Below are 13,581 nucleotides of genomic sequence, written 5' to 3'. Positions count from 1 at the left end.
GGCCGGGTGCGCTGCAGGTCCCGGCGGTGTGCTCGGACAGCGTGCTCTGTCCGGCGCCGTCCCGTCACCGGCGTCGGCCCGGCACCGGCGCCGACCCGGCACCGGCGCCTGCCGCCGCCCGCGGCGCTCATCGTCGGTGACGAGCACCTCTGTTGACACGCCCCCACCTCGTCGCGATTCTGTGAGAACCCGCCCGCTTCCATCGATGTACAAGCCTGCCGACGCTCAAGTCGGCGCGGGCGCAAGGAGATCACCGGCCAGGGCCGCCCCCCGCAGTGTCCTCCGACGCGGCCCCGACCAGACGTCGTCCCCCACCGGCGTTCCTCCGTCGGCCCGACGTCGAAGCGGAGGCCGACCATGGGACTCGACCATGACGAACGGGACCAACACGAACGGAACCAGCACGAACGGAACCAACACGAACGGGAACCCGACGCGCGGGCACCCGACGAACGGGACTTCGCTGAACGGGACCGCGAAAGACGGGACCTCGAAGCACGGAACCTCGAAACACGGGACCTCGAACTACGGGACCACGAAACTCTCTCGTCGGCTTCGCGGCCTCGCCGCCGCCGTGCTCTCCGGCGCCCTCGCCGTCGCGCTGTCCCTGACGTCCGCCGGACCCGTCCAGGCGGAGCAGACGGGGCTGCGGGCCGCGGACCCGAGCGTGCTGCGGGTCGGCGGTACCTACATCTCGGTGCAGTCGGCCGGCGGCGGCATCGTCGTGCGGCAGGCGTCCTCGACGTCGGCGCTGGCCTCCGCGCCCGCCCGGCAGGTCTGGTCGGACACCCGCGGGCTGGGAGAGGTCTGGGCGCCGGAGATCGTGCGGGACGGCGGCCGGTACCACATCTACTTCACGGCGGGCCGGGGAGCGGCCCACCGCATGTACGTCATCAGCTCCGCGAACCCGGACAGCGGATACACCGCGGAGACCAAGCTGGCTCTGCCGGACGACAAGTGGGCCATCGACGGAACGCTGTTCACCTTCAACGGGCAGCGCTGGTTCGTCTGGTCTGGCTGGGCCGGCGACAGCAACGTCGAGCAGAACCTCTACATCGCCCGGATGAGCAGCCCGACCACGCCGACCGGCGCGCGGTACGTCATCTCGCAGCCGCGGGAGAGCTGGGAGCGGGTCGTCGGCAACCCGTACATCAACGAGGGCCCCGAGGCCATCAAGGACCCGAACGGGCAGCTGCACGTCGTCTACTCGGCCAACGGCAGCTGGAGCGACCAGTACTGCCTGGCCGACCTGCGGCTGAGGGCCGGCGGCGACCCGACGTACGTATGGGACTGGTACAAGTCGAACGGCTGCCTGTTCGGGTCCCACCGGGCGACCATGATGGCGGGCTGGGACCCGACGCTGAACGTCGACGGACCCGGTCACCACAGCTTCGTCCTGCTCGACGGCGACATCGCCACCAGCCCGCCCGCGGGCCCCAGGTTCCCGCTGATGTTCCACGCGGTCCCGAAGGGGACGCCCTACACCTGGGAGAACCGGTACTGGTACACCGGCACCTTCTGCTGGTGGGGCGCCACCACCTACAGTCGCGCCAACGTCCCCGGCGCGCCCACCGACACCGGCTGGAGCCTCAAGTTCTTCGAGTAGCCGCCGACCCGTCTTGTCACTGCCGCCCAAACGCCTGTATAACGTTGTAAAAGTCGGGCTCGGGAGAGGGATCGACGTGCGGGTCAGCCTCAAGGACGTCGCCGCGCACGCGGGAGTCTCCATCAAGACCGTCTCCAACGTGGTGAACAACTACCAGCACGTCACCCCCGCCATGCGCGAGCGCGTCCAGCGGTCCATCGACGCGCTCGGCTACCGGCCCAACCTGACGGCTCGTCATCTGCGCAAGGGCCGTACCGGCATCATCGCGCTGGCCCTGCCCGAGCTCGGCAACCCGTACTTCGCCGAACTCGCCGCCGCCGTCATCGACGCGGCCGCCGAGCACGACTACATCGTGCTGCTGGACCACACGGGCGGGTACCGCGAACAGGAGATGCTGGTCAGCCAGGGTTTCCGGGCGCGGGTCATCGACGGGCTGATCCTCAGTCCGATCGAGCTGGAGGCCGACGACCTGCGCGACCGCGCGGAGAACGTGCCGCTGGTGCTGCTCGGCGAGCGGGACTACGACCTGCCGTACGACCACATCGCCATCGACAACGTCGCCGCCGCCCGCGCCGCCGTCCGTCACCTCGTCGCCCTGGGGCGCCGGGAGGTGGCGTTCATCGGCGACCGGCGCGGGCGCAGCCGTCCCGCCGAACTGCGCGTGCGCGGCTGGCGCGAGGAGCTGACGGCGGCGGGGCTGTCCGCCGACGACGGTCTCGTCGCCGCCACCGAGGGCTGGGGGCACGCGGACGGCGCGGCGGCCATGACCCGCATCCTGGAGACCGGACGGCGTCCCGACGCCGTGTTCGCCTACAACGACCCGATGGCGATCGGGGCGATGCGGGCGCTGCACGAGTGGGGTCTGCGGGTGCCCGAGGACATCGCGGTCGTCGGCTTCGACGACGTGGTGGAGGGACGGTTCGGCACGGTGACCCTCACCTCGGTGTCGCCGGACAAGGAGGCGATCGGCCGGCTGGCGGTGGAGTCGGTGCTCGCCCGCCTCGCCGGACAGGCCCCCGAGCCGCGGCGGATCTGGGCCGACTACCGCCTGGTCGAGCGGGAGAGCACGCTGGGACGCCGTACGAAGGACGAAGCGGCGGGCTGAGGCCACCTCGTCTCGGTCAAGTGCCTTGCTGGTGAAGGGGGTTGTGGCGGACGGAGCCGGTTCGGCAGAGGTTCTGCCCGCTTCCCGACCGTCCCCAAACCCCCGTTCGAGATCTCGTGCACAGGGGGTTTACAGCATCCTTCCAACGATGTAAAAACCTCCTTGCGACGGCCCGGGCAACGCCCGGGGCCGGGGGAGACGCACAACTCCGCACCATCTCCGCGCACTTCAGCTCCCCCATTCCCTCTCAGCGTCATCCGGATCGGGGTCACCATGCAGCGCACCACTCATCGTTCCCGCCCGTTCGCCCGCCCTGTGGTCGTGGCCCTGGCCACCGCGGTGGCCCTGTCCGCCACCGCCTGCGCGAAGTCGGAGGACGACGCCGCGGGCGAGCGGAAGCCCTCGGCGGCCGCGTCCGAAGCCGCCCAGAAGGTCGTCACACCGAAACCCGGCAGCAAGAGCTGCACCATCGACGCCTACGGCGCCGAGAAACTCGATCTGAGGAACGCCACCGTCGGCTTCTCGCAGTCCGAGAAGGAAGCCAACCCGTTCCGCATCGCCGAGACCCGGTCGATCAAGGACGAGGCGGCCAAGCGCGGCGTCAAGCTGCTGACGGCCAACGCCCAGTCGCAGTTCTCCAAGCAGATCAGCGACGTCCAGGACCTGCTCGCCAAGGGCGCCGACCTGCTGGTCATCGCCCCGCTCAACTCCGACGGCTGGGACCCGGTGCTCCAGGCCGCCGCCGCCAAGAAGGTCCCGATCGTCACCATCGACCGCAAGATCAACGCCGAGGCCTGCAAGGACTACGTCTCCTTCATCGCCTCGGACTTCGTCGACCAGGGCCGCCGCGCCGCCGACCAGATGATCGAGGCCACCGGCGGCAAGGGCGAGGTCGCGATCCTGCTCGGCGCGGCCGGGAACAACGTCACCACCGAGCGCACCCAGGGCTTCAAGGAGCGCGTCGCCGAGAAGGCCCCCGGCCTGAAGGTCGTCTTCGAACAGACCGGAGACTTCGCCCGCGAGAAGGGCCAGCAGGTCACCGAGCAGCTGATCCAGTCCAACCCCGGGATCAAGGGCATCTACGCCGAGAACGACGAGATGGGCCTCGGCGCGGTGGCCGCGCTCAAGGGCGCCGGCAAGAAGCCGGGCGACGTCAAGATCGTCACGGTCGACGGCACCCGCAACGCCGTCCAGGGCATCGTGGACGGCTGGATCAGCGGTGTCGTCGAGTCCAACCCGCGCTTCGGCCCGCTCGCGTTCCAGACGCTGGACACCTTCACCCAGGGCAAGGAAGTCCCCCAGGACATCGTCATCGCGGACGGCGCCTACGACGCCGGCAACGCCAAGCAGGACATCGGCAAGGCCTACTGACACCTCCCGAAGGGCCCGGCACCGACCGGGCCCTTCACCCCCTCCACCCCCCATCCCCTTTCTCTGGAGGCACAGGTGGCACCCCCCGCCGAAGTCCTCACGGTCCGCGGACTCAGCAAGACCTTCCCCGGCGTCAGAGCCCTGGACGACGTGGACCTCACGCTGCGTCCCGGTGAGGTCCACGCCCTCATCGGCGAGAACGGCGCGGGCAAGTCCACCCTCATCAAACTGCTCACCGGCGTCCACCGGCCGGACGCCGGCGACATCACCCTCCAGGGCCGGCGCGTCTCCTTCGCCACTCCGCTGGAGGCACAGAAGGCAGGCATCTCCACCATCTACCAAGAGGTCAACCTCATCCCGCTGCTGAGCGTGGCCCGCAACCTCTTCCTCGGCCGCGAACCCCGCAACCGCCTCGGCCTGCTGGACTCCGGACGCATGAACCGCGAGGCGGAGGAGACCCTGCGCACCTACGGCGTCCAGGTCGACGTCCGGCAGCCGCTGCGCGCCCTCGGCGTCGGCGCCCAGCAGATGGTGGCCCTGGCCCGCGCCGTCGCGACGGACGCGAGGATCGTCATCATGGACGAACCCACCTCCTCCCTCGAACCGCGCGAGGTGGAGACCCTGTTCACGGTGATCCGCCGCCTGCGCGAGTCCGGCATCGCCGTCGTCTACGTCAGCCACCGGCTCGACGAGCTGTACGCCGTGTGCGACACCGTCACCGTGCTGCGCGACGGCCGCCGGGTGCACCACGGCCGGCTGGCCGACCTCGACCGGCTCGCCCTGGTGTCGACGATGCTGGGCCGGGACCTCGGCGAGGTCCGCGAGGAGGGCCTGACCAAGTTCACCGGCGACCACCACACCGCCGACGCCCGCCCGGTGCTCGAAGCCACCGGCCTCACCGTCCCGCACAGGCTGCGCGGCGTCTCGGTGAGCATCCGGCCCGGCGAGGTCGTCGGACTGGGCGGACTGCTCGGCTCCGGGCGCACCGAGACCGCGAAGGCCATCTCCGGCGCACTCCCGCTGCGCGCCGGCTCCGTCACGGTCGCCGGGACACCGCTGCGCGGCGGCTCCACACCGGCCGCCATCAGGGCCGGCGTCAGCCTGCTCCCCGAGGACCGCAAGAGCGAGGGCATCGTCCCCGGACTCTCGGTCCGCGAGAACATCGCACTGGCCGCCCTGCCCCGCCTCTCCCGCTTCGGCCTGGTCTCCGAGGCCCGCGTGGACAGCATCGTCGACACCTTCGTCAAGCGGCTGCGCATCAAGGCGTCCTCACCGCACCAGAAGGTCGGCGAACTCTCCGGCGGCAACCAGCAGAAGGTGCTGCTGGCCCGCTGGCTGGCCATGAACCCCAAGGTGCTGCTGCTCGACGAGCCCACCCGCGGCATCGACGTCGGCGCCAAGGCCGAGGTGCAGAAACTCGTCGACGAACTGGCCGCGGACGGCCTGGGCGTCCTGCTCATCTCCTCCGACCTGGAGGAACTGATCGAAGGGTCCGACCGCGTGGTCGTACTGAAGGACGGTGTCGTCGTCGGTGAGCTGACCGGCCAGGACGTCACCGAGGACAAACTGATGCGGACCATCGCCGACGGCGCCGCCGCACCGGACGCGGCGAAGGAGGCGGCCACCGATGGCTGAGGCGACCCTGCGCACCATCCCCCTGGACAAGGCCCGCGTCCTGCACTGGATGCAGACCTACGGCGTCTACGCCGGCGTGGCCGTGCTCCTGGCCGTCAACATCGTCATCACCCCGCACTTCCTGTCCGCCGAGAACTTCCGCACCCAGGCCGTCCAGGTCGCCCCCGTCATCATCGTCGCGCTCGGCATGGCACTGGTCATCGGCACCGAGGGCGTGGACCTCTCGGTCGGTGCCGTGATGGCACTGGCGGCCTCGGTGACCGCCCTCTACCTCGGCTACGGTCTGATCCCGGCGCTGCTCGTGGTGGCGGTGTTCGCCGCGGCGGTCGGCCTGGCCAACGGGGCACTGGTCGCCTTCGTCGGCGTACAGCCCATCGTGGCCACTCTCGCCCTCATGGTCGGCGGCCGAGGACTCGCCCTGGTGCTGCTGCCGCAACTGGAGGACCTGCACAACCCGGCGCTCGCCTCGCTCGGATCCGGCGACATCGCCGGCGTCCCGTACCTCATCCTCATCGCCGCCGCGCTCGCGCTGCTGGTCGCCTTCGTCGTCCGGCGCACCACCTTCGGACGCCGGCTCCTCGCCATCGGCGACAGCCGCCCCGCGGCACACCTCGCGGGCCTGCCCGTACGCCGGGTGCTGATCCTCGTCTACATCGCCTCCGCGCTGCTCGCGGCCGTGGCGGGCGTACTGGCCACCGCCCGGCTCCAGGCCAGCGACCCGACCTCGCTGGGCAACCTGATGGAGCTGTCCGCCATCACCGCCGTCGTCGTCGGCGGCACCCCGCTGACCGGCGGCCGGGTCAGCATCGGCGGCACCGTGGCGGGCGCCGTCCTCATCCAGCTCCTCACCGCCACCCTCATCAAGCACGATCTGCCGCCCTCGTGGACCCAGATCGCCCAGGCCATAGTGATCGTGTGCGCGGTCTACGCGGCACGGGGACGGGGCAAGCGATGACCGCGACCAAGACCGGCGCACCCGTGACCACCGCGAGCGGTCAACCGGCCGAAGCCACCGTGCCGGTGGGCTCCGCCCGCTCCGAACGGCTCAGCGCGCTCGTCCAGCAGCACGGCGCGCTGGCGGTCCTGGTGATCGTCTCGATCATTGCCTCGTTCAGCTTCGACACCTTCGCCACCGGCGACAACGTCTCCAACATGGCGACCAGCTCGGCGTTCCTCGCCATCGTCGCCCTCGGCATGACCTTCGTCATCATCACCGGCGGCATCGACCTGTCGGTCGGCTCCGTCTTCGCGCTCGGCGGCGTGCTGGCCGCCTGGGGCTCACGCCACGGCACCCTGGTGGCACTGCTCCTGCCGCTCGCCGTCTGCGGACTGATCGGTGTCGTCAACGGACTGCTGATCGCCCGCTCCCGGCTCGCGCCCTTCATCGTCACCCTGGCCGCCATGCTCGGCGCCCGCGGCCTCATGCTCACCCTCACCGACGAGGGCGCGGACACCTACCTCATCGCCAAGGGCTCCTTCCTCGCCGAACTCGGCCAGGGCACCACCCTCGGCCTCGGCAACCCGGTGTGGATCACCCTGGCCCTGTTCGCCGCCGGAGCCGTGGTGCTGCGCCGCACCCGGTTCGGACAGCATGTGTACGCGGTGGGCGGCAACGAGGACGCGGCGGCGCTGATGGGCGCGCCCGTGGCCCGCACCAAGATCCTCGTCTACACCCTGTCCGGCGTCCTGGCCGGCCTGGCCGGCGCCCTGAACGCCGCCTGGCTGGCCTCCGGCGTGACCATCCTCGGCAACGGCATGGAGCTGGACGCCATCTCCGCCGTCGTCATCGGCGGCACCCTGCTGACCGGCGGCCTCGGCTACGTCAGCGGCTCCCTCGTCGGCGTACTGCTGCTCAAGGTGATCCAGAACGTGATCAACCAGATCGGCTCCCTCGACTCCTCCTACCAACTGGTGGTCAGCGGCGCCTTCCTGGCCCTCGTCGTCATCGCCCAGACCTGGCTGGGCCGACGGCGACAGCTGATGTGACAACCACGCACGCGCACGTCTCCGCACCCCCACTCCCCAAGGAGGCACGATGCGTCACACACCTGCTCACGGTCTTCCGCCGGCACGGTTCAGACGGCGAGTGCGGTGGATCACCACCGCACTCGTCGCGACGGCCCTCCTCGCCGGCACGGCGCTCACCACCGCCGGCACCGCCGCCGCGGCCCCCCGGGCGTGGACCCCCAAGCCCGCGCCCATGACCACCCCGTGGACCGGCCAGGTCTCCACCACCGCCCCGCTCCCGGAGTATCCGCGCCCCCAGCTCACCCGGCCCGACTGGGCCAACCTCAACGGCATCTGGGACTTCGCCGTCACCTCGGCCGACGCCGGTCAGCCCGCCACCTTCGGCGAGCAGATCCGGGTCCCGTTCGTCGCCGAGTCCGCGCTCTCCGGCATCCAGCGCAGGATCACACAGAACGACAAGCTCTGGTACAAGCGCACCTTCACCGTGCCGTCGAACTGGAACGGCCGCCGCGTCCAGCTGCACTTCGGCGGCAGCGACTGGCGGACCACCGTCTGGGTCAACGGCCGCCAGGCCGGCGCCGTCCACAGCGGCGGCTACGACGCCTTCTCCTACGACATCACCGACCTCCTCAACGGCGGCACCAACACCATCGTCGTCTCCGTCTGGGACCCCACCCAGACCGGCAGCCAGGCCGTCGGCAAACAACGCCTCAACGACGTCGTCCCGCACCCCGGCGGCGGCATCTTCTACACCGCCGCGTCCGGCATCTGGCAGACCGTGTGGCTGGAGCCCACCTCCGCCGCCCACATCAGCCGCCTCGACATGGTCCCCGACCTGCCGAACAACCGCCTCAAGGTGACCGTCCGCGGCACCGGGACCAGCGGCCACCAGGCCCGCGTCACCCTCTCCACGGGCGGCACCACGGTGGCCACCGCCACCGGCCCGGTCGGCAGCGAGTTCACCGTGCCCGTCCCCGACCCGCACCTGTGGACCCCCGACGACCCCTTCCTCTACGACGTGCGCGCGGACCTGCTCTCCGGCACGACCACCGTCGACTCGGTCGGCAGCTACACCGGTATGCGCTCCGTCGGCCTGGCCCGCGTCGACGGCGTCCTGCGCCCCGTCCTCAACGGCCGGTTCGTGTTCCAGACCGGCACCCTCGACCAGGGCTACTGGCCCGACGGCATCTACACCGCCCCCACCGACGCGGCCCTGCGCCACGACCTCCAGAAGCACAAGGACCTCGGCTTCAACATGGTCCGCAAGCACATCAAGGTCGAACCGCAGCGCTGGTTCCACTGGGCCGACCGGCTCGGCCTGCTGGTCTGGCAGGACATGCCGTCCATGGACCTGCGCACCCCCGACGCCGCCGCCCGCGTGCAGTGGGAGGCCGAGTACGACCGCGTCATCGACCAGCACCGCAGCTCCCCGTCCCTCATCATGTGGGTCAACCAGAACGAGGGCTGGGGCCAGTACGACCAGGCCCGCATCGCCGACGAGGTCAAGGCCTACGACCCGTCCCGCCTGGTGAACAACATGAGCGGCGTCAACTGCTGCGGCTCCGTCGACGGCGGCAACGGCGACGTCGTCGACCACCACGTCTACGTCGGCCCCGGCACCACCGTGCCCAGCGCCACCCGCGCCGCCGTCCTCGGCGAGTACGGCGGCCTCGGACTGCGCGTCCCCGGCCACGAGTGGTACCCCGGCGGCGGCTTCAGCTACGAGGACCAGCCCGCCGCCGCCCACCTGAACAACCGCTTCATCGGACTGCTGGACGCCATCCGCGAGGTCCGCATGCCCCGCGGCCTGTCCGCCGCCGTCTACACGGAGATCACCGACGTCGAGAACGAGGCCAACGGCCTGCTCACCTACGACCGTCAGATCGTCAAGGTCGACGAAGCCAGGGTGCGCGCCGCCAACCGCGCCCTGATCGACGCCTCCCGCTCACCGGCGGCCCCCGTCACCCTGCCCACCGGCCAGTACAGGTCGCTGCGCGTCACCACACCCGGCTACAGCGACCGCTACGTCCGCCACCGGGACGGCACGGTCTACACCGACGTCGTCACCGGCGGCAGCGACACCCTGCTGAAGAACGACGCCACCTGGAAGATCGTGCCCGGACTGGCCGACAGCTCCTGCTACTCCTTCGAGTCGCGCAACTACCCCGGTCAGTACCTGCGCCACCGCGAGTTCCGCGTCTACAAGGAGGCCGGCAGCGGCGACCTGTACCGGGCCGACGCCACCTTCTGCCCGACCCGCGGCGCGGGCGGCGGCGTACGGCTGTCCGCGTACAACTTCCCCGAGCAGTATCTGCGCCACTACGACGCCCAGTTGTGGCTCGCCACCCCCGGCGGCAACCACACCTGGGACAACCCCGCCCTGTTCACGGAGGACACCACCTGGACCGTGGAGGCCCCCTGGGCCCCGTGAGCCGAGCTGAGCCGGCCTGAACCTACCTGATCGGAGCTGATGCCGGACCGGTCCCGGCGGGTGCGCTCGACGCCACCCGCCGGGACCGCTCTCGTACCGGCTACGGCTTCTCGCGCGTGTGGAGCGCGCTCACCTCCTCGGCGGTGAGCGCCCGGTCGAAGGCGTGCACCTCGTCGACCGAGCCGTCCCAGAAGTCGGCGTGCGAGCCGTCCCACTGGGCCCGTCCCACCGCCAGCGCACCGGTGCTCGGATAGGCCGGCCCGGCCGTCGCCGTCGCCGCCGGCTCACCGTCGACGTACAACCGGATCTCACCCGTCGAGCCGTCCCGTACCCCGACGAGGTGGTACCAGCGGCCCGTCTCCGGGGTGATCTCCAGCCGGGCGCGTTTCTCACCGGGCGTGCTGAAGGCGAAGGCGCCCTGACCGTACTGGAGGTAGAACGGGCTTGCCTGGCGCCGGGTGTCCTGGCTGACCGCGGTGGCGTAGTTGCCGGGCAGTGAGTCGAGGGTCACCCAGGCGGAGACCGAGTAGCTGCCGGTCGTGTCGAGCACCGGGCCGTCGGTCACGGCGTACTGGCCCCGGCCGTCGAACTTCAGCGCGCTGCCGCTGACCCCCTGGGTCCAGGTGGTGCCGCCGGTCAGCGTCAGCGGCTCGGCGTTCGGACCGTCGTCCCGTGCGGTGGTACCGGTGCCCTCGTCGAGCTTCCAGTGACCGCCGCCCTTCAGCTCTCCCCGCTCGCCCGCCGCCGCACCGGCCGCGATCACCCTGCGGTTGACCTCCCGGACCCGGACCGGGTCCACCTTGATCTCCCGGCGGTCGTACGTGTAGAGGCCGTTGAGTTCGTTCTCCAGGTCGGTGATCTGGGTGTACACCGAACCGGACAGCTCGGCGCCGGCCTGGTCGAGGTAGTACTTCTCGGTGTTCTCGACGTACTTCCGCGTCAGCGCCTCCTTGTCGTCCACCCCGCTGTAGATCACCGTCGGGGCGCCCGGCCACATATGGCCCGGAGTGCGCAGGGTGAAGCCGCCGTGCTCGCCGTCCATGGCCGCCCGGTGGTCGGGGAACGGCGGGTCGTCGTTGCCGTAGTCGTGGTGATCGATGATGTCGCCCTTGCCGGAGTCACCCTTGGAGTTGCAGCAGTTGACCCCGCTGTGTGCGTTCACGACCCGGGACGGATCGGCGGCCTTGACCGATTCCGCGATACGGCCGCTCTCCTCACGGTTCCACTCGCCCCAGCCCTCGTTGAAGACGATCCAGCCGATCACCGAAGGGGAGTCGTGATGCTGCCGCACCATCTCCATGCCCTGGTCGACGAAGGCCTTGCGCCCCGTCTCGCCGCTGAGGTCGCCGGAGACGAAGTCCTGCCAGACCAGCAGGCCCAGCCGGTCCGCGTGGTAGAACCAGCGCGGTGACTCCACCTTGATGTGCTTGCGCACGGCGTTGAAGCCGAGTTCCTTGTGCGCCTTCAGGTCGAAGGCGAGCGCCTCGTCGCTCGGCGCGGTGTACAGACCGTCGGGCCAGAAGCCCTGGTCGAGGGTGGCGAGGGAGAAGACCGGCCTGCCGTTGAGCACCAGCTTCGGGAAGCCGCCGACCTTCTCGACGCCGATCTCCCGCATGCCGAAGTAGCTGCCGACCTTGTCGCGCGACCGGCCGTCGGTGAGCCTGACGTCGAGGTCGTAGAGGTAGGGGTCGTCCGGGCTCCACAGGTGCTGCTTCGCGACCGGCAGGCTCAGCCGCTCGTTGGCCGGTCCGCTGACCCGGCCGACGACCTTGCCCCGGGCGTCGCGTGCGACGGCCTCGACGCGGGCCTTCGCGGAGGCGTCATCGGACTCCACGGTCAGCGCCAGGCTGCCGCTGTCGATGTCGGGCGTGGTGACCAGGTCGTCGACGGAGGTGCCGGCGACCGGCTCCATCCACACCGTCTGCCAGATACCGGACGACTGGGTGTAGAAGATGCCGCTCGGGTTGGTGGACTGCTTGCCCTTCGGCTGGTCGGCGCCGCCGGTGTCGGTGACCGCGACCACGACCTCCTGCGGCCCGGTGCCCTTCAGCGCGTCGGTGATGTCGGCGCTGAAGGCGTTGTAGCCGCCGGTGTGCTCGGCGACCTGCTTCCCGTTGACCCAGACGCGGGCCCGGTAGTCGACGGCACCGAAGTTGAGCTTGAGCCGGTTGCCGTCACCGCCCTTGCCGACCTTCCAGCTCTTCGGCACGTCGACGAGCCTGCGGTAGAACATGTGGTTCTCGTGCCGTTCCAGGCCGGAGAGCTGTGACTCCACCGGGAAGGGCACGATGATCCTCTCGTCCAGGTCCTTGCCGAACACCGGCTGTTCGCCCGCCTCGGCGGCGCTGAACTGCCAGGGCCCGTTCAGGTTCTTCCACCTGGACCGCACCTGCTGCGGGCGCGGGTACTCCGGCAGCGGGTTCTTCTCGTCGAGCCGGTCGCCCCACCGGGTGGTGAGCCGGTGCGCGGAGTCGTTCTGCGCCCAGCGCACGATCCTCGGTACGGTCTCGCCGCCGGCCGTCAGGCCGCCCTCGCCGTCGTAGGCGAGTTTGACCTGCTGGTTCCTCTGGATCGGCGCCGCGAGCGTCACGAGCAGGGACTGCGGGTCGCCGGCGGCGACGGCGACCTTCTCGACCGGCATCGCGGTGGTGTCGGCCTCGATCTTCAGATGGCCGGCGACCGCCTCGGTGACACCGGTGACCGGGCCCTCGAACCGGGCCCGCACCTGCCGCCCGTTCTCGGAGACGGACGGTTCCACCGGATAGACCTCGAAGCCCTCCGGCGGAGTGAACGCCGACTGCGGTACGAGCTGCTTGGGCAGCGTCGGGGTCGACCAGCGCAGGAACATGTTGGCTCCGCCGAAGTCCTGGAACATCTCCAGGCGGAAGTCGTGCTTCTCACCGGCGGTCAGCCGGATCGGCGCACTGGTCTGCTCCTTGTCCCAGTCGGGCTCCCAGTGGTCGATGACCGGTTCGCCGTCGATGAAGAGCCGGAAGCCGTTGTCGCCGATGGCGTGGAACGTGTAGTCACCGGTGGCCGGCGCCTCGATCCGGCCCGTCCAACGGGCGGTGGTGTGCTCCGTTCTCCCGGTCAGCTCCTGGAACGTGCTGGTCAGACCCGAGAAGTTGATCTGCGGGTCGAGTGAGGTGCCGCCGAGGCGGTCGAAGTCGCGGGCGCCGGGCGCCGACATGCTGAAGTACTCGCCCTTGAGGCCGTGCACCTCGACGTCGGCCTGGTCGGAGGCGAACGCGGCGGCGGCGCCAGTGGGTTCGGCGGCGGTTGCGGTGGCCGTCAGACCGGTCGGGGGCAGTACCAGGGCTGCGGCGGTCAGCAGCGCCCACATTCTGGCGCGCGGACGGATGGGCTGTCTCGTCATCGAAGCCTTCCTCGGGCAGAGGACACGTGGCGGGTCCGCTCTTCCAACGTTGGAAATCTTGTGACAGCGGAATGACAGCACGCGCCCCG

At 70.5% G+C, this 13,581-nt stretch carries 8 protein-coding genes; 7 read left to right on the top strand and 1 reads right to left on the bottom strand.

The genetic code is table 11. The annotated features are described in order from the left end of the window. The first annotated feature begins 574 nt into the window (after positions 1 to 574). The 7 genes from ABT232_RS31800 to ABT232_RS31770 all read left to right on the top strand — a co-directional run bounded on the left by ABT232_RS31800 (position 575) and on the right by ABT232_RS31770 (position 10,116). Entirely contained in the window at positions 575 to 1,606 is a 1,032-nt protein-coding gene (locus ABT232_RS31800) for a glycoside hydrolase family 43 protein (protein WP_351846389.1), read from the top strand. A 76-nt stretch (positions 1,607 to 1,682) separates the two neighbouring features. Continuing rightward, positions 1,683 to 2,711, top strand: a complete 1,029-nt coding sequence (locus tag ABT232_RS31795; RefSeq protein WP_351846386.1) for a LacI family DNA-binding transcriptional regulator — start codon at positions 1,683 to 1,685, stop codon at positions 2,709 to 2,711. A 273-nt stretch (positions 2,712 to 2,984) separates the two neighbouring features. After that, positions 2,985 to 4,082 (top strand): ABC transporter substrate-binding protein, encoded by a 1,098-nt coding sequence (locus ABT232_RS31790; RefSeq protein ID WP_351846384.1) that lies wholly within the window; start codon positions 2,985 to 2,987, stop codon positions 4,080 to 4,082. 75 nt (positions 4,083 to 4,157) lie between these two features. Beyond that, positions 4,158 to 5,717 (top strand): sugar ABC transporter ATP-binding protein, encoded by a 1,560-nt coding sequence (locus ABT232_RS31785; RefSeq protein WP_351846381.1) that lies wholly within the window; start codon positions 4,158 to 4,160, stop codon positions 5,715 to 5,717. After that, entirely contained in the window at positions 5,710 to 6,672 is a 963-nt protein-coding gene (locus ABT232_RS31780) for an ABC transporter permease (protein ID WP_351846378.1), read from the top strand. Before ABT232_RS31785 ends, ABT232_RS31780 begins: the two co-directional genes overlap by 8 nt. Next, entirely contained in the window at positions 6,669 to 7,703 is a 1,035-nt protein-coding gene (locus ABT232_RS31775) for an ABC transporter permease (protein ID WP_351846376.1), read from the top strand. The genes ABT232_RS31780 and ABT232_RS31775 overlap by 4 nt, the downstream gene beginning before the upstream one ends. Positions 7,704 to 7,752: 49 nt before the next feature. Continuing rightward, positions 7,753 to 10,116: an AbfB domain-containing protein gene (locus ABT232_RS31770; protein ID WP_351846374.1), complete on the top strand. Its 2,364-nt coding sequence runs from the start codon at positions 7,753 to 7,755 to the stop codon at positions 10,114 to 10,116. Between the two features lie 100 nt (positions 10,117 to 10,216). On the opposite strand, the gene ABT232_RS31765 is transcribed toward ABT232_RS31770, so the two are convergent. Then, positions 10,217 to 13,492 carry a LamG-like jellyroll fold domain-containing protein gene (locus tag ABT232_RS31765; RefSeq protein WP_351846371.1) on the bottom strand — a complete coding sequence of 1,092 codons (3,276 nt, stop codon included), beginning with the start codon at positions 13,490 to 13,492 and terminating at the stop codon, positions 10,217 to 10,219. Positions 13,493 to 13,581: the final 89 nt, after the last annotated feature.

This window comes from Streptomyces sp. NPDC001532, assembly GCF_040298625.1.
Taxonomy (GTDB): domain Bacteria; phylum Actinomycetota; class Actinomycetes; order Streptomycetales; family Streptomycetaceae; genus Streptomyces.
Note: the sequence above shows the minus strand (reverse complement) of the source record. Positions and strands in the feature narration are given on the sequence as shown.

Excerpts from the sequence above, each read along its gene's own strand:
- ABT232_RS31790 (WP_351846384.1), top strand. The coding sequence starts at position 2,985 with ATGCAGCGCACCACTCATCGTTCCCGCCCGTTCGCCCGCCCTGTGGTC.
- ABT232_RS31780 (WP_351846378.1), top strand. The coding sequence starts at position 5,710 with ATGGCTGAGGCGACCCTGCGCACCATCCCCCTGGACAAGGCCCGCGTC.
- ABT232_RS31775 (WP_351846376.1), top strand. The coding sequence starts at position 6,669 with ATGACCGCGACCAAGACCGGCGCACCCGTGACCACCGCGAGCGGTCAA.
- ABT232_RS31770 (WP_351846374.1), top strand. The coding sequence starts at position 7,753 with ATGCGTCACACACCTGCTCACGGTCTTCCGCCGGCACGGTTCAGACGG.
- ABT232_RS31765 (WP_351846371.1), bottom strand. The coding sequence starts at position 13,492 with ATGACGAGACAGCCCATCCGTCCGCGCGCCAGAATGTGGGCGCTGCTG.